The sequence below is a fragment of the Pseudomonas sp. S8 genome (assembly GCF_050473925.1).
In the GTDB taxonomy this organism is placed as follows: domain Bacteria; phylum Pseudomonadota; class Gammaproteobacteria; order Pseudomonadales; family Pseudomonadaceae; genus Aquipseudomonas; species Aquipseudomonas parakoreensis.
This window is the reverse complement of record NZ_JBFDVZ010000016.1, coordinates 1,913,056-1,928,684: the sequence shown is the minus strand read 5'-3', so window position 1 is coordinate 1,928,684 and position 15,629 is coordinate 1,913,056. Positions and strand designations below refer to the sequence as shown.

Below are 15,629 nucleotides of genomic sequence, written 5' to 3'. Positions count from 1 at the left end.
CAATAAGCGTTGGAGCCGAGTCTATTCCGATGAGTTCGAACAAAAAGCGCAAAGATCGGGCGTCTATGATCGGTTAAATCGATTTGTTGCGCGCCGCCCAGTATTGCTCGGCGGTTTCGAACGCTTGCTCGCGACTTTGACCGAGACCGCGCAGGGCCAAGGCCATGGTCGAGATCAGGGCCATTTGCGGATAGCTGTCGACCACCTCGCCACGCCACACCGCTTTCAGATGTTCAACGTCCAGCGTGGCCGGTTTGACGTGGCGCTGGCTCGACAGCTGCGGCCATTCCTCGTCCCAGCTCTCGCCGCCCTTCGTGCCGTACAGATGACTGTCGGCATCCGGATTGATCTCGATTTCGCCGCCGTCGCCCTTGACCACGATCGCCGTGTCGCCGAGCAGACCGCTGGCCTCGCGATGCACCGCTTGATAGCCCGGATGAAAAATACTTTGCAGGCCACAACGGGCGCGCAGCGGGTTGAGAATCCGTGCCAGTGAATGGATCGGCGAGCGCAGGCCCATGGTGTTGCGCAGGTCGATCATCTTCTGCAACTGCGGCGCCCAGTCCATCAGCGGCATGAATGCCAGGCCGCCGTTGTCCAGCGCGTTGCCGACCTGCTGCCACGTGCGGCACAGCGGGAGGTCCAGCTCGCCAAGCAGTTGTTCGGTGTACAGACGCCCGGCGGTATGCGCGCCGCCGCCGTGCATGAAAATCCGCACGCCGTTCTGCGCCAGGCACTTGGCCGCCAGCAGGTACCACGGCAGATGACGTTTCTTGCCGGCATAGGTCGGCCAGTCCAGATCGACGTGCAACGCTGGAGCCTGCAAGCGTTCACGCAAGGCTTCGGTGAAACCGGCCATTTCTTCGGCGCTTTCTTCCTTGTGCCGTAGCAGCATCAGAAAGGCCCCGAGCTGGGTGTCTTCGACTTTGTCGTCGAGCACCATGCCCATGGCTTCCCGGGCCTCTTCACGGGTCAGGTCGCGTGCGCCGCGTTTGCCCTTGCCGAGGATCCGTACGAACTGCGCGAACGGGTGCTCGGCGGGCGTTTCGAGGGTCAGCGCTGGAAAGTCGGTCATAGGCAATTCGTCGGTTTGGGCAGGCCCGCCAGTTTCGCGGCGAGTTTGGCAGGGGTGCCTTTGAACAGTCGGTTCAGGTGCAGGCTGTTGCCTTTGTCCGGGCCGAGTTTGAGTGCGGTGTATTTGATCAATGGACGGGTGGCCGGCGACAGCTGAAATTCCGCGTAGAAGCTGCGCAGCAGTTCGAGGACTTCCCAGTGTTCGGCAGTCAGTTCGATGTCCTCGGCAGCGGCAAGGGCGCTGGCGACGTCATGGGACCAGTCGTCGAGGTCGACCAGAAAACCGTCCTTGTCCAGTTCGATGGCGCGGGCGCCGACAGTCATCGAGTTCATAGCCAGCTGTTGACCTTGTCGTGGCGGATCGACAGTTCGACGAATGCCGGGTAATCGATGGCCTCTGCCCAGTCGGGAGCAACGATGGCGCGGGCCTGCAGGTCTTCAGCGAGGGCGAACAGCTTGACCCGGCGCTCGTTCAGCGTGGCGAATGGCGCGGTGCCGGGTTGCAGGGCATATACCGCGTCACCGGATAACAGCAGGGCGTCGGCAGCGCCGATCACGCGCAGGCAACTGTTCAGGCGCTCGTCGCCGAACGGGGAATGAGACAACACATGCAAAGTCGACATCAGAGGGTGATCACCTGGTCGTAACGGTCAATAAGGGCGCTGATTTCGCTGGCGCCGAGCGGCTGCGCTTCGTCCAGCGACAGCGTGCTCAGGCCACGGGCGCTGGCGCTGTCGGTGCAGTAGAACAGTTCTTCAACGCCGAACATCGGCAGCGCCTGCAGGTTGGCGCTCAGGTCTTTCTGTTGCAGGGCCTTGGCGTTCTGTCCGGCGGCCAATTGCAGTACGCCGTCATCGAGAAACAGCAGGCCGATCGGCAGATCGAACGCGCCGCCGGCCAGCACGATGTCCAGCGCCTCGCGGGCGCCGGGGCCGGACCATGGCGACTGGCGGCTGATGATCAACAGGGATTTGGCCATCTCACGCACCTCCGAAACAGATCAGTCGATCAGCGTCCTGCACCGCATCGTGCAACTGGCCGAGGCCGGACAACTCCCACGGTGCGCTGACCGCAACGGCATCACGCTGATAACGCCTGGCCTCTTCGTCATTCAGTACGCCACGACGCAGGGCGGCGGCGATGCATACCACGCCGTCCAGTTGTTGCTCGGTGATGAACGCACGCCACTGTTTGGGCAGGTCCAGTTCGTCCTGCGGGGTGACCACCGCGTCGGAGGCGTTGTAGACGCCGTCCTGATAAAAAAACAGCCGGACAATCTCATGCCCGCCGGCCAGCGCGGCCTGCGCAAACAGCAGGGCACGGCGCGAGGAGGGCGCATGGGCGGCGGAAAACAGCGCAATGGCGAACTTCATGACGGACTCGATCAGCAAAACTGCGGCCATGATAAAGCTTTATGAAGGCAGCCGCGAAACCCAAGTTGCACACACCGATTGCGCGGGAATAACTGTCCGCCTGCTGCTATCGGTCATAGTGCGAATCCATGTAGGAGCTGCGGCACGCTGCGATCTCTTGATCTTACAAGCAAGATCAAGAGATCGCAGCCTCGTTTCACTCGACAGCTCTTACAGGGGGGGGAGTGAGGTTTCGATCAGCGGGGCATATAGCCCAGTTGCCAACGCCGCGGAATGCTCAGCGACAGCACACCGAGCGCCGCCGCCAGCAAGCCGCTGGCGAACAGCGCCCGAAGCCCGAAATGATGTTCCAGTACCGCGCCGAGAATTGCGCCGATGAACATCCCGCTCCATGGCACCAGTTGCACCCGCCAGCCGTTACGGCGTTCGCCGAGCATCCAGCGGCCGAGTCCACGGCCGAAGCGCGATAGCGCGCCGGTCACGTAAGTCAGACCGACCGGCAGACCATTCACTTCCTCGACCGCCGCGTTAAGCATGCCCATCGCGATGATCGCCGCCAGCAGCGCCGGCAGTTGCGTGTCATACGGCCACGCGGCCGCGAAGCACAGCAGGGTGGCGATGCACAGCAGCAAGGGCAGTGTGCGCCGACCACTGAGGCGACCGATCACGATGCCCAAGGCATTACCGATCACGAACGTGACGACGAGGATGACCAGGCGCAGCGTCAGTCCGAGGTCGCCGTCACTGATCGCCACCGCCAGCCGCGTGGTGTTGCCGCTCATAAAGGACACGAAATCGCCACTGGCCATGAAGCCGATAGCATCGGTCATGCCTGCCAGCACGGACAGACTGGCCACCAGTGCCAGGCCGATACGGCCACGCCATTTCTGCCGATGCAAATGCCCGGACGTGGCGCGGTGAGTCGAAGTGGAGGGCAGCATCGGTGACGATATCCTTGAGCGGCGGTTAAGGTTCCAACCCGTACAGATCGCAGTAATCGGCCCAGCTCATGTGGGCCATTTCCGCCACTTCGCGGTGCACCTCCATGCGCTGAGCCTGGTACTCCTCGGGCGTTTGCGCCGTGAGCTGCAAGGTCAGTTCCCAAGCGAACAGGCCTTGATTCTCCGCCTCAGCCTCGAAGGCTTCGTGCAGGCGCTCCTCACGATACTGCGCCGGGGTTTCGCCCTTGGCCTGGGCCAGCAGCGGGTTGAGGTGATCGAGGGTTTCGCGCAATTCGGGGCGTGCGTCGAGAAACAGTTTCAGGGCTTGCTCATGTCGCTGGTCGGTGGGCGCCATGTGTATTCCTTGTCAGGCTGATGACCCTAGGGTGCCGGAGCGGCCGGCGCGTGTCGCGCTATAAATGCAGTAAAGCAGAACGATTTTGCCTGTTGCGATGATACAGTCCGCTTTTTTCTGAATGAGCGAATGCAATGCGAATTCTGATGGTAGCGCTGGCCGCGACCGTGCTGGCGGGCTGCGCGGGTTCGGTGATGGACGATTCTCGCACCAAAGCCCCTTACAAGGTTCTGACCTCGGACAAGCCAGAGAAAGTCGTGGCCCAGTGCGTGCAATTCGCCTGGCAGGACGAGGCGGTGTTTGGCGTGGACGCCGGCGCGTATCTGCAACCGGGCAAGAAGGGCGGCTCGACGGTGTATACCCGTTCGGCAGAGTCGTTTGTCGACGTGACCAGCGATGCGTCGGGGACGGTGCTCAATTACTACGTGCAGAAGGATGATTTTGTCGCCAAGCGGCGTTTGGCGGGGTTGGCGACCTGTCTTTGATATTGCGCTGAGCGGCTGCAGGCTTGCTCCCACTGTTTGAAATGCATTCCATTGTGGGAGCGAGCCTGCTCGCGAAGGGCTCTTGAGATTCAACCCTTCAGGCGCTTCTGGAAATAGTGCCTGCTATGCCCCGGCGGATAGTCGACGATCTCGCCAAACTGGCTGAATCCCAACTTCTTGTAAAACTCCGGCGCCTGAAAATCGAAGGTATCCAGCCAGATGCCCAGGCAGCGCTTCTCGTTGGCCAGCTCTTCGGCCATGGTCATCAGTCTCGAGCCAATACCCTGGCCGCGCCCCTGTTCCGGCACCGAAAGCAACTCGATGTACATCCACTGGAAAATCACCCGGCCATACAAGCCGCCGAGTATCGCGTCGTGTTCATCACGTACCAGCAGGGCGAACGGTTCCGACGTGGAGCCCCCGGTCTGGGCGTCGTTGTAGGCAATCAACGGCTCGAGGATAGCCTTGCGCTGTTCTTCCGTGGGGTTCTGTGACAGCTCGATTCGCAACGTCATACGCAACTTCCTTGTGAGGTGAACGCGCAGCCTATCCTGCCCGGCGGGCGCTTTCCAAGTCCTTGCTCATCCCTTTGGAACCGCCGCTGTTGCGTCGGGGTCTAGCTTCTACAGCGTCATTTCGAACGCGGTTGATGAGGACCCCCCATGAATATTTTCGAAGCCCTTCGCGAAAGCCACGACCGTCAGCGCAATTACGCCAAAGCACTGGTCGAAACCAGCGGCGACACCCCGGAGCGGGTCGAAGCCTACAAACAGCTCAAGGCCGAACTGCAGGCTCATGAGACCGCCGAAGAACGCCACTTCTACATTCCGCTGATGGAGTTCGACAACGGCGTCGATCTCAGTCGTCACGCGATCTCGGAACACCATGAAATGGACGAGATGATGGAAGAACTGGATGAGACCGAGATGTCCAGCCCGGCGTGGCTGGCTACCGCAAAAAAACTTTCCGACAAGGTTCATCACCATCTCAAGGAGGAAGAGCAGAAATTCTTCCAGATGGCCGGCAAGTTGCTCGACGACAAGCAAAAGGAACAGCTCGCCGGGCAATACGAGAAGGAATATCAGGCACAGTTGGAGTGAGTGATGAATGCGGGTTTTTGCTGTGTCGGCGTGTAGGCCTTTAGCCATGCGTCAGGTGGGCGTTGTCGCAATTGACTGTATATGCATCCAGTGTTTGCGGCGTTTTCCACTAGAGACGCCGATTACCTGCGACAAAACCGCCGATGGACAAAAAAACCACCTCCGTTAGCTTGAAGGCCTCTCCTCGGACAGGAGAGTTCTTAAATCAACGGAGTGAAAAACATGAATCAACCACAAGCTCAAACCCAACTGCGACACGGTCGCGTTACCTCTCCAGCCAGCCGCGGTGCGGTAGCCATCGAGCAAGGATTGCTCGGTGCCTGGCAGGTCAACGAAATGGAAGGCGGCAAGAACTTCCCCGCGCTGACGGCAGGACCTTTTCCTGCGCCCTATGGCAGTGACAGCGACAGCGTCACACCACCCGCCGACGGTTACATTCTCAGCGGTGGCAAGACCGATGCCCGTGACTGTGTGAACTTCACCGACGAGGAAATGAGCAAAAAGCTCAACCGTCCGTTCAACTGGCCGCTGCTCAGCGTCACCCCGGGCCAGACGCTGGAAGTGAAGTGGGAATACACCGCGCCACACACCACCCGTGGTTATCGCTGGCTGATCACCAAGGATGGCTGGGATCCGAAACAGCGTATTTCCCGTGCACAACTCGAAGCGCAGCCTTTCGCCGAAGACTTCTACACTCAGGTGCCGTATTACAGCTATCCGGGGGAATTGAAGGCCAAGGTCAATCATTCGGTGAAGTTGCCGGCCAGCAAAAAGGGTCGTCACGTCATCGTGTTGATGTGGATCGTCGCCAATACCGGTAACGCGTTCTATCAGGCGTTCGACGTCGACTTCAAATAACGGCGTAACGCTCAACCCACAGGTTCTGAAGGATTAGAACATGTCAAATATCGACTTTTCGTTAATGCACAGTCAGGCCGCCGACGCTGCCTCGCTGATGCCAAGCATCGCCGGCAAGAAAATTCTCATGGGTTTCTGGCACAACTGGCCGGCCGGTCCGAGTGACGGCTACCGCCAGGGCCGCTTTGCCGAGATCGCTCTGGAGGCGGTGCCCAAGGAGTACAACGTGGTTGCGGTGGCGTTCATGAAGGGCAGCGGGATTCCGACCTTCAAACCGTACAACGTCTCCGATGCCGAGTTCCGGCGCCAGGTCGGCGTGCTCAACAGCCAGGGGCGGGCGGTACTGGTCTCCCTGGGCGGCGCCGATGCGCACATCGAATTGCGTGCCGGTCAGGAACAGCCTCTAGCCAATGAAATCATCCGTCTGGTGGAAACCTATGGCTTTGACGGGCTGGACATCGATCTTGAACAGAGCGCGATTGATTTCGCTGCCAACAAGACCGTGTTGCCGGCCGCGCTGAAGCTGGTCAAGGATCACTACGCAGGCCAGGGCAAGCATTTCATCATCAGCATGGCCCCGGAGTTTCCGTACCTGACCACCAACGGCAAATACGTCGGTTACCTGCAGGCGCTGGAAGGCTATTACGACTTCATCGCACCGCAGTTCTACAACCAGGGCGGCGACGGGGTCTGGGTACCGGAAGCCAATAATGGCAATGGCGCGTGGATCGCGCAGAACAACGACGCGCTGAAAGAGGATTTCCTCTATTACCTGACCGAAAGTCTGGTGACCGGTACCCGGGGCTTCACCAGAATCCCGGCGGACAAATTCGTCATCGGCCTGCCGGCCAACGTCGATGCCGCTGCCACCGGTTATGTGATCGACAGCACCGTCGTGGGCAATGCGCTCAAGCGTCTGGCGATCAAGGGGCTGCCGATCAAGGGCCTGATGACCTGGTCGGTGAACTGGGACAACGGCGTCAGCAAGGATCGCCTGCCGTACAACTGGGAGTTCAGCCGGCGTTATGGACCGCTGATTCACAGCGCTCGAACAGCGGCGCAGGAAACGGATGATGCGTTGTCGCGCATCGCCCGTTAATCGCAAGTAAAGAAGCCCGGTAGCGCTGCCGGGCTTTTTTTGTGGGCGCGATTAATCGACTATGGGCGTTTTCCGATGACAAAGGATCAGGCGTCATGATCAAGACAGCCGAGCGGGTCAACATCGTCGACACTCAGGTGTTGTCCCACGACTGGTACCTGTTGAAGAAGATTACCTTTGACTACCTGCGCAACAACGGCGACTGGCAGCGGCAGACGCGCGAGGTCTACGACCGGGGCAATGGTGCGGCGATCCTGTTGTTCAACCGCGAACAGCGCACCGTGGTGCTGACACGCCAATTCCGTTTGCCGGTATTCGTCAACGGCCACGACGGCTTGTTGATCGAAGTGGCGGCAGGTCTGCTGGAAGGTGCGGCACCGGAGCAGCGGATCCGTCACGAAGCCGAAGAGGAAACCGGTTACCGCGTTCACGACGTGAAGAAGGTGTTCGAGGCTTACATGAGCCCCGGTTCGGTGACCGAGAAACTGCACTTTTTCATTGCCGAGTACGACGCGAAATCGAAGGTCAGTGAGGGCGGCGGCCTGGAAGAAGAAACCGAAGAGCTGGAAGTGCTCGAATGGGGCTTCGATGAAGCACTGGCTGCATTTCACCGTGGCGAGATCTGCGATGCCAAGACCATCATGCTGTTGCAGTATGCGGCGATGAATAACCTGTTTGTCCGATAAAGCAAAGATCGCAGCCTGCGGCAGCTCCTACAGGGAACGCATTCTCATGTAGGAGCTGCCGCAGGCTGCGATCTTTTGATCTTCTAAAACAAATCCCCAGTCCTGCCCACCGCCGACCAGTTACCACCCTCCAACACCAGCAACCGCTCTTTGGCCTCAAGCCCACCCGCAAATCCGGTCAACTTTCCCGATGCGCCAATCACCCGATGGCACGGCGCCACAATCGAAATCGGATTGCGCCCGTTCGCCGCTCCGACCGCACGCACGGCTGTCGGGTGACCGATCTGCTCGGCGATCTGGCTGTAGGTTCGGGTTTCGCCAAACGGAATGGTCAGCAACGCTGCCCAGACCTTTTTCTGAAAATCGGTGCCGACAAAATCCAGCGCCAGGTCGAAGCGATCACGCTTGCCGGCGAAGTATTCTTCAAGCTGCTGTGCGGTTCGTTGCAGCAGCGGATTGTCCGGTGCTGCGCTCATCGGACCAAGGCGTACCCGGCCCGGTTTGTCGTTTTCCCAGAGGATGGCCGCCAGTCGTGCGCCGTTCGCAACCAGCTTCAGTTCGCCGACCGGTGAGGGCAGGGTAATGAACGTGTAGGGCATGGGCAGAACTCCGGATCAGCGTGGCGAAGGCGTCCAGCATACTGGCTGATCGGGGAGGCGCAAATCGCAATAGCGACCATACTGCTTGGTGCTTTTGCAGCGTTCCCTTCTGCTCTGCACAGAACCCAAAAACAAAAAAGAGATCGACTCATGAAGTACGAACCTTTGGCCAAAACGCTGATCGCGACTTCACTGGCACTGAGCTGCCTGATGGCCCACGCCGCTTCCGTGGCCCCGGTTGCCGCCGAGAACGGCATGGTGGTCACCGCTCAACATCTGGCCTCCCATGTCGGCGTCGATGTGTTGAAAAGCGGCGGTAATGCGGTGGATGCGGCAGTCGCTGTGGGCTATGCGCTGGCGGTGGTGTATCCCGCGGCAGGCAACCTCGGCGGTGGCGGTTTCATGACCATTCAACTGGCGGACGGGCGCAAGACCTTCCTCGACTTCCGCGAAAAAGCCCCGCTGGCGGCGACCGCCAACATGTACCTGGACAAGGACGGCAACGTCGTCCCGGACCTGAGCACCCGCGGTCACCTCGCCGTGGCGGTGCCCGGCACCGTGTCGGGCATGGAGCTGGCGCTGAGCAAGTACGGGACCAAGCCGCGCAAGGACATGATCGCCCCGGCGATCAAACTGGCGGAAGACGGTTTCGAACTGGAGCAGGGCGACGTCGATTTGCTGGACTACGCCACCGATGTATTCAAGAAGGACATGCGTGATTCCGGCTCGATCTTCCTGCACAACGGCGAGCCAATGCAGGTCGGGCAGAAACTGGTGCAGAAGGATCTGGCGAAAACCCTGCGCACCATCTCGGAAAAAGGCGCTGACGGTTTCTATAAGGGCTGGGTAGCCGACGCCATTGTCACCTCCAGTCAGGCCAACAAGGGCATCATCACCCAGGCCGACCTCGACAAATACAAGACCCGCGAACTGGCCCCGGTGGAGTGCGATTACCGCGGCTACCACGTGGTTTCGGCGCCACCGCCAAGCTCCGGCGGGGTGGTGATCTGCGAGATCATGAACATTCTCGAAGGCTATCCGATGAAGGACCTGGGCTTCCATTCGGCCCAGGGCATGCACTACCAGATCGAAGCGATGCGCCATGCCTATGTTGATCGCAACAGCTATCTGGGCGACCCGGATTTTGTGAAGAACCCGATCGAGCATCTGCTGGACAAGAACTACGCGACCAAGCTACGCAACGCTATCCAGCCGCAGAAGGCCGGGATCTCCGCCGAACTGAAACCCGGCGTCGCGCCCCATGAAGGCAACAACACCACGCACTATTCGATCGTCGACAAGTGGGGCAACGCAGTGTCAGTGACCTACACCCTCAACGACTGGTTCGGCGCCGGGGTGATGGCGAGCAAGACCGGGGTGATCCTTAACGACGAAATGGACGACTTCACCTCCAAGGTCGGCGTGCCGAACATGTACGGTCTGGTGCAGGGCGAGGCCAATGCCATCGCTCCGGGCAAAACTCCGCTGTCGTCGATGAGCCCGACCATCGTCACCAAGGACGGCAAAGTGGTGATGGTGGTCGGTACGCCGGGTGGCAGCCGCATCATCACTGCGACCTTGCTGACCATGCTCAACGTCATCGACTATGGCATGGGCCTGCAGGAAGCGGTTGACGCGCCGCGTTTCCACCAGCAATGGATGCCTGAGGAAACCAACCTCGAAGACTTCGCGGCCAGCCCCGATACGAAGAAGCTCCTCGAGAGCTGGGGCCACAAGTTCGCCGGGCCGCAGGACGCCAACCACATCGCCGCGATCCTGGTCGGCGCGCCATCGCTGGGCGGTAAGCCAGTGGGCAAAAACCGCTTCTACGGGGCCAACGATCCACGACGCAATACCGGATTGTCACTAGGCTACTGACAGGGGTAAAAAGGGGGCGGGCGCTGCTCCGCCCCGGTTTCAACGTTCGATCAAGGAAGGCCCATCATGTCTAGCGCATTGCTGATCATCGACGTCCAACAGGCTCTCTGCTCGGGCCAATATCAGTGCTTCGACATTCGCCGCGTTATCGATGCCATCAACCAGCTCAGCACTCGCGCGCGCAAGGCCGGCGTGCCGGTGGTGCTGATTCAGCATGAAGAAAAGGACGGCTCGCAGGCCCATGGAGCCGAAGGCTGGCAACTCGCCGATGGCCTGCTGACGGCAGATCAAGACCTGCGCATACGCAAAACCACCCCGGATTCGTTCTACCAGACCGAGCTGGGCAAACTGCTGCCCGGCGAAGACTTCGAGCGCCTGATCATCTGCGGCCTGCAAACCGACTATTGCGTCAACGCCACCGTGCGCCAGGCCCATCAGTTGGGTTACGACGTCGTCCTCGTGGCAGACGCTCATTCCACTCTCGACAACGGCAACATGAGCGCCGAAGACATCATCGCCGAACACAACAAGGATCTGGCGCACCTGACGGGGGCTACTGGACGCATTGACGTCAAACCCGCAATCGAGGTCATTTTCTGAAGCCCGAAAATAGCTCTGTTGTTCCTACTGGCCTCATCGCTGGCAAGCCAGCTCCCATAGGGTTTGGCATGGATCACGAAGTCTTTGAACAACACAGATCATTTTGGGAGCTGGCTTGCCAGCGATGGCGATGGATCTGTTAATGAAGATGCAAGCTGTACCCACCCAATCGCCAGCAGGCTGGCTCCCACAGTGATTGATGGTGTTCACAGATTCCATGTACAGCAAAAAATCCCTGTGGGAGCGGGCGTGCTCGCGAAGACGGCAGTACTGACCACACTTCACAGGCATAATCCCGCGCCCCGAAGAATGGAATCTGTCGATGTTGTCTTTCAAACCTCGCCACGCCTTGCTGCTGACATCCCTGGTATTTTCCACTACCGCGCATGCCACCAGTTTCGATTGCACCGGCGCCACCAGCCCGGCTGAAAAAACCATTTGTTCTGATCCCTACATCTCCAACCTTGATGAAAAACTGAGCTCTCTGTGGCGTGTCACGTTGCCGAAAGTTGCGGATTCGAAAGCCTTGAAGGCCGATCAGCGAGGCTGGCTAAAGCAACGCAATCAATGTGCTGCGGATGTGGCCTGTTTGCGCCGGGAATACCTGATGCGCCTCAAAGCACTGGAATTCATGGCCAAACCCTTCAATTGGGATGCGACCTGGCAACTCATTCCATGGGGCGTATCATCGTCGGTCGAGGTTAAAACCAAGCGTATCGATGCCACTCATATCGCCTTTGATATTTCAGGCATGGCTGGCGCCAACTCCGGCGATATGGATGGCGTCGCCAACATTGTGGGCAGCGAAGCACACTATGCCCAAGATGACTGTTCGTTGAAGTTCAGCGCATTCAACGGTCTGTTGGACATTGACCAGGATGGTGCAGACCCTACCTGCGGCGGTGGAATGGGGGTTTACTACGGCGGTCGCTACGTGGCATCGGAACAGCCATTGGCGATTGATTACGACTTGCTTAGTCTGGGGGTGGCGCGGACTGAGCAGGAAAACGAGCTATTACACACTCTGCTCAAGGGCGATTATCAGACGTTGTTGCAAAACAGTGGATCGATGGTGACGGCTGATGCTTCCCGCGATGTGCCGGATGCTCAGGTCGATGAGTTCTGGTTGCGTGGGCTGGCCAACACCAATGCAGGCATTCTGATGCGCGCGCCGGACGCTCGGGTATGGCTGGTTTTATTGGTGTTCGATGAGCAGCGTAATTTGCGTGCCCGCTATTACACCAACGCGCTGCAATGGAAAAAACGTGTGCCCGAAGCATTGCTTGCCTGGCACAAGCGAATAGAGAACGGTGAGACGTTGCCGCTGGATTTCATGCCCTGATTCTCTGCGGCGAGGTTTTGGCGAAATGTCGACGGGGCTGACCAACAGCCCCGCTGCATTCAAGTCGCAAACAACCAGCCACGCGCACTTGCGACCGGTTCCGACACCACCCCCTCCAGCACCATCCGCGTAATCGTCTCCGCCGCCGTCCGATAATCCTCATCCTGCGGCACTGCGCGCCCGGTGATGCAGCCCATTTGCCAGCCAATGTTGGTGTAGGTGCGGGTCGCCGACCAGATGAACAGCATCAGATGCTCCGGGTCTACCGGGGCCAGCAGGCCGCGTTCGATCCAGCTGCGCAGGCAGTCGACGTTGCGCCGGGCTTCGGCGTGCAGCAGGTCGCGGCATTCGGTCGGTAGCTGGCGGCCCCCCAGCAGCAGCTCGCCGCTGAAAACCCTGGCAATCGCCGGGTGTTCACGGGCGATGCGGATGCGCGCGGCGACGTAGGCGCGCAGGCCGATCATCGGATCGTCGCTTTCACGTAACGCCGCCGAGGCTTCCAGCAGCGGTTCGACGAACCCCAGCAGAACCTTGGAGTAAAGGTTTTCTTTGGTCTGGAAGTAGTAATACAGATTGGCCTTGGGCACGCCGGCACGGGCGGCGATGTCGCGGGTCTGAGTGGCGTCGAAACCGTTGGCGGCAAATTCTTCGCTGGCGGCGGCGAGGATCAGTTGCTCGTTGCGTACGCGGATGGCGCTCATGGGAATGCGGTGTGTATGAATGGCATGGACGAATACTGGCAAATTTGGCTTCGTAATATACAAAACTATATAGCGATGAGGCCAGCTCACTCGTTTGAGAGCGCTATGCTGATTCGATCATCAAAAAGTCGGGGGAGGGAACATGGCCATCAACGTACTGCGCGCTACGGCGACTCATTTGGAGGCTGTGGCAAAACTGTTCGACGCCTATCGTGGCTTTTATCAGCAACCTTCGAACCTGACGCAATCGCGCGCCTTCATCGCTGAGCGCATGGCTGGCGAAGAGTCGGCGATTTTCCTCGCGCAGGATGAACAGGGCGATGCGCTCGGCTTTGTGCAGTTATACCCGACGTTTTCCTCGATCGACGCTCACCGCACCTGGTTGCTCAGTGATTTGTTCACCACGCCCGCAGCCCGTGGTCACGGTGTCGGGCGATTGCTGATGAACACGGCCCGCGACTTTGCCTTGCAGACCGGCGCCAAAGGTCTGGTGCTGGAAACCGCCACCGACAACTTGATGGCGCAGGGTTTGTACGAGTCGCTGGGTTATGTGCGTGATACCGGCTATTACACTTATATGCTCGATCTGCGTCAAGGTTGATCGAGTTCAACACTGCCGCGCCAGCAACCGCTCGATCTGCGCCAGCTCCCAGGTACTCAGCAGGTCGACTGGATTGGTGCCGTAACGCTGCCACGTTGCCAATGTCCCCTCGCGGCCATCCGGGGCGCGGGCCTGTTCACAGTGGTGCAAGCGTCCGCCTTCAAAGTCCAGCAGCAACTGCCAGCCTTCGATATCGACCGCAACCAGTCCGGCATCACCGGGTCTCTCGGATGTGTTGAACACCAGTACACCCAGCGCAGCCTCGCGCAAGCGCTGGCAAACGTCGCGGGCGGTCAGCCATGCAGTCATGGTCATACTCGGAGGAGGCACAAGCGCGTCAGGATAAATCGCACGGCTAACGGTGTCAGCGATCGCTGGCCCGATTCCGAACTATTCCGTAACATCCGCACCCCTCATTTTCGTGAACATCAGCGGCCGCGCTCGTCGGCCGCCAGTCGGGTAAGCCATGAAACCACAACGTCTGCGCGCCGATGTCCTGGCCGGACTCACCACCTCGTTTGCCTTGTTGCCCGAATGCATTGCGTTCGCGCTGGTGGCGCATCTCAATCCACTGATGGGCTTGTACGGCGCCTTTATCATTTGCACGTTGACCGCATTGTTCGGCGGCCGGCCGGGAATGGTCTCCGGTGCGGCGGGTTCGATGGCGGTGGTGATCGTCGCGCTGGTGGTGCAGCACGGCGTGCAATTCCTGCTGGCGACCGTGTTGCTCGGTGGCCTGATCATGATGGCGTTCGGCTTGTTGCGCCTGGGCAAACTGGTGCGCATGGTGCCGCATCCGGTGATGCTCGGTTTCGTCAATGGCCTGGCGATCATCATTGCCCTGGCGCAACTGGAGCATTTCAAGAGCGGTGAACACTGGCTCAGCGGCACGCCGCTGTACCTGATGACCGGGCTGGTGCTGCTGACCATGGCCATCGTCTACATTCTGCCGCGCCTGACCCGCGCGGTGCCGCCGGCATTGGTGGCGATCCTCGGTGTGGGCCTGCTGGTCTACCTGTTCGGCCTGCCGACGCGCACCCTCGGCGACATGGCGCACATCGCCGGCGGTCTGCCAACATTCGCCTTGCCGGACATCCCATGGAGCCTGGAGACCCTGCGCATCATTGCTCCGTACGCGATTCTGATGGCACTGGTCGGTCTGCTGGAAACCCTGCTGACCCTCAACCTCACTGACGAAATCACCGAAAGCCGAGGCTATCCGGATCGCGAGTGTGTAGCGCTGGGGGCGGCGAATATGGTCTCGGGCGCGTTCGGTGGCATGGGCGGTTGCGCGATGATCGGCCAGACCGTGATCAACCTCAGCTCCGGCGGCCGTGGGCGTTTGTCCGGGGTGGTCGCGGGTGTGTTGATTCTGCTGTTCATCCTGTTTCTGTCGCCGCTGATCGAGCGTATTCCGCTGGCGGCGCTGGTGGGCGTGATGTTCGTAGTGTCACAGCAGACTTTCGCCTGGGCCTCGTTGCGGGTGTTGAACAAAGTGCCGCTCAACGATGTGCTGGTGATCATCGCCGTGACCAGCATCACCGTGTTCACCGACCTGGCCACTGCCGTGCTCTGCGGGATCATCATCGCCGCGCTGAATTTTGCCTGGCAGCAGGCCCGCGAGCTGTACGCCGATGAACATCTGGAAGCCGACGGCAGCAAACTTTATCGCCTGCACGGCACACTGTTTTTCGCCTCGACCACGCCGTTTCTCAACCAGTTCGACCCGGCCAATGACCCGGCCCGGGTGACGCTGGATTGCCGGCATTTGAGCTTCGTTGACTATTCGGCGATTGCCGCACTGAAGACCTTGCGCGAGCGTTACGCCAAGGCCGGGAAGGAGTTGCAGGTGTTTCATCTGTCCGAGCGCTGCAAGAAACTGCTGAAACGCGCGGGCGTCGAACAGCACTGATCCCCCCTGCGGCAGCTCCTACAGA

20 protein-coding genes and 1 pseudogene are annotated in these 15,629 nt (G+C 59.8%); 10 read left to right on the top strand and 11 right to left on the bottom strand.

The features are described 5' to 3' along the window. Positions 1-73 precede the first annotated feature (73 nt). The 7 genes from AB1J88_RS09940 to AB1J88_RS09910 all read right to left on the bottom strand — a co-directional run bounded on the left by AB1J88_RS09940 (position 74) and on the right by AB1J88_RS09910 (position 3,743). The gene (locus AB1J88_RS09940) at positions 74-1,075 is read right to left on the bottom strand and encodes a glycosyl transferase family protein (RefSeq protein WP_430290965.1); all 1,002 of its coding nucleotides are present in this window, start codon (positions 1,073-1,075) and stop codon (positions 74-76) included. Next, positions 1,072-1,407 carry a TusE/DsrC/DsvC family sulfur relay protein gene (locus tag AB1J88_RS09935; RefSeq protein WP_003223861.1) on the bottom strand — a complete coding sequence of 112 codons (336 nt, stop codon included), beginning with the start codon at positions 1,405-1,407 and terminating at the stop codon, positions 1,072-1,074. The genes AB1J88_RS09940 and AB1J88_RS09935 overlap by 4 nt, the downstream gene beginning before the upstream one ends. Continuing rightward, entirely contained in the window at positions 1,404-1,697 is a 294-nt protein-coding gene (tusB, locus tag AB1J88_RS09930) for a sulfurtransferase complex subunit TusB (protein ID WP_121184803.1), read from the bottom strand. Before tusB ends, AB1J88_RS09935 begins: the two co-directional genes overlap by 4 nt. Beyond that, the gene (tusC, locus tag AB1J88_RS09925) at positions 1,697-2,053 is read right to left on the bottom strand and encodes a sulfurtransferase complex subunit TusC (protein WP_041074231.1); all 357 of its coding nucleotides are present in this window, start codon (positions 2,051-2,053) and stop codon (positions 1,697-1,699) included. The genes tusB and tusC overlap by 1 nt, the downstream gene beginning before the upstream one ends. 1 nt (position 2,054) lies before the next feature. After that, entirely contained in the window at positions 2,055-2,447 is a 393-nt protein-coding gene (gene tusD, locus AB1J88_RS09920) for a sulfurtransferase complex subunit TusD (protein ID WP_041074269.1), read from the bottom strand. A gap of 236 nt (positions 2,448-2,683) precedes the next feature. Next, complete coding sequence (locus tag AB1J88_RS09915; RefSeq protein WP_041074232.1) at positions 2,684-3,388, bottom strand: YoaK family protein; 705 nt, start codon at positions 3,386-3,388, stop codon at positions 2,684-2,686. Positions 3,389-3,413: 25 nt separating this feature from the next. After that, positions 3,414-3,743, bottom strand: a complete 330-nt coding sequence (locus AB1J88_RS09910) for a DUF6388 family protein (RefSeq protein WP_108182343.1) — start codon at positions 3,741-3,743, stop codon at positions 3,414-3,416. Between the two features lie 134 nt (positions 3,744-3,877). Between AB1J88_RS09910 and AB1J88_RS09905 the strand changes: the two genes are divergently transcribed. After that, positions 3,878-4,228 (top strand): hypothetical protein, encoded by a 351-nt coding sequence (locus AB1J88_RS09905; protein ID WP_041074236.1) that lies wholly within the window; start codon positions 3,878-3,880, stop codon positions 4,226-4,228. An 89-nt stretch (positions 4,229-4,317) separates the two neighbouring features. Here AB1J88_RS09905 and AB1J88_RS09900 read toward each other — a convergent pair whose 3' ends face one another. Then, the gene (locus AB1J88_RS09900) at positions 4,318-4,743 is read right to left on the bottom strand and encodes a GNAT family N-acetyltransferase (RefSeq protein ID WP_041074238.1); all 426 of its coding nucleotides are present in this window, start codon (positions 4,741-4,743) and stop codon (positions 4,318-4,320) included. Between the two features lie 147 nt (positions 4,744-4,890). Between AB1J88_RS09900 and AB1J88_RS09895 the strand changes: the two genes are divergently transcribed. From AB1J88_RS09895 to AB1J88_RS09880, 4 genes and pseudogenes are all read left to right on the top strand, one after another. Beyond that, complete coding sequence (locus AB1J88_RS09895) at positions 4,891-5,328, top strand: hemerythrin domain-containing protein (protein WP_041074240.1); 438 nt, start codon at positions 4,891-4,893, stop codon at positions 5,326-5,328. 222 nt (positions 5,329-5,550) lie between these two features. Next, the gene (locus tag AB1J88_RS09890) at positions 5,551-6,186 is read left to right on the top strand and encodes a lytic polysaccharide monooxygenase auxiliary activity family 9 protein (RefSeq protein WP_108182344.1); all 636 of its coding nucleotides are present in this window, start codon (positions 5,551-5,553) and stop codon (positions 6,184-6,186) included. 40 nt (positions 6,187-6,226) lie between these two features. Continuing rightward, positions 6,227-7,249 (top strand): annotated as a pseudogene (locus AB1J88_RS09885) (chitinase); the annotation flags it as partial. A 131-nt stretch (positions 7,250-7,380) separates the two neighbouring features. Next, positions 7,381-7,971, top strand: a complete 591-nt coding sequence (locus AB1J88_RS09880; protein WP_430290964.1) for an NUDIX domain-containing protein — start codon at positions 7,381-7,383, stop codon at positions 7,969-7,971. 83 nt (positions 7,972-8,054) lie between these two features. Here AB1J88_RS09880 and AB1J88_RS09875 read toward each other — a convergent pair whose 3' ends face one another. Continuing rightward, positions 8,055-8,570: a methylated-DNA--[protein]-cysteine S-methyltransferase gene (locus AB1J88_RS09875; protein ID WP_198758139.1), complete on the bottom strand. Its 516-nt coding sequence runs from the start codon at positions 8,568-8,570 to the stop codon at positions 8,055-8,057. Between the two features lie 150 nt (positions 8,571-8,720). Between AB1J88_RS09875 and ggt the strand changes: the two genes are divergently transcribed. The 3 genes from ggt to AB1J88_RS09860 all read left to right on the top strand — a co-directional run bounded on the left by ggt (position 8,721) and on the right by AB1J88_RS09860 (position 12,390). Continuing rightward, a complete protein-coding gene (gene ggt / locus AB1J88_RS09870) occupies positions 8,721-10,448 on the top strand; it encodes a gamma-glutamyltransferase (RefSeq protein ID WP_182404288.1) in 1,728 nt (575 codons plus the stop codon). A gap of 66 nt (positions 10,449-10,514) precedes the next feature. Further along, positions 10,515-11,048 (top strand): cysteine hydrolase family protein, encoded by a 534-nt coding sequence (locus tag AB1J88_RS09865; protein ID WP_430290963.1) that lies wholly within the window; start codon positions 10,515-10,517, stop codon positions 11,046-11,048. Positions 11,049-11,370: 322 nt separating this feature from the next. Beyond that, a complete protein-coding gene (locus AB1J88_RS09860; protein ID WP_430290962.1) occupies positions 11,371-12,390 on the top strand; it encodes a lysozyme inhibitor LprI family protein in 1,020 nt (339 codons plus the stop codon). 59 nt (positions 12,391-12,449) lie between these two features. Here the strand turns inward: AB1J88_RS09860 and AB1J88_RS09855 are convergent, their stop codons facing one another. Continuing rightward, a complete protein-coding gene (locus AB1J88_RS09855; protein ID WP_430290961.1) occupies positions 12,450-13,091 on the bottom strand; it encodes a TetR/AcrR family transcriptional regulator in 642 nt (213 codons plus the stop codon). A 142-nt stretch (positions 13,092-13,233) separates the two neighbouring features. Between AB1J88_RS09855 and AB1J88_RS09850 the strand changes: the two genes are divergently transcribed. Continuing rightward, positions 13,234-13,692, top strand: coding sequence for a GNAT family N-acetyltransferase (locus tag AB1J88_RS09850; protein ID WP_430290960.1), 459 nt, complete (start codon positions 13,234-13,236; stop codon positions 13,690-13,692). 6 nt (positions 13,693-13,698) lie between these two features. Here the strand turns inward: AB1J88_RS09850 and AB1J88_RS09845 are convergent, their stop codons facing one another. Then, entirely contained in the window at positions 13,699-14,001 is a 303-nt protein-coding gene (locus tag AB1J88_RS09845) for a DUF7693 family protein (protein WP_430290959.1), read from the bottom strand. Between the two features lie 157 nt (positions 14,002-14,158). Here AB1J88_RS09845 and AB1J88_RS09840 point away from each other — a divergent pair, with 157 nt between their 5' ends. Next, entirely contained in the window at positions 14,159-15,604 is a 1,446-nt protein-coding gene (locus tag AB1J88_RS09840; RefSeq protein WP_430290958.1) for a SulP family inorganic anion transporter, read from the top strand. The last annotated feature ends 25 nt before the right edge of the window (positions 15,605-15,629 follow it).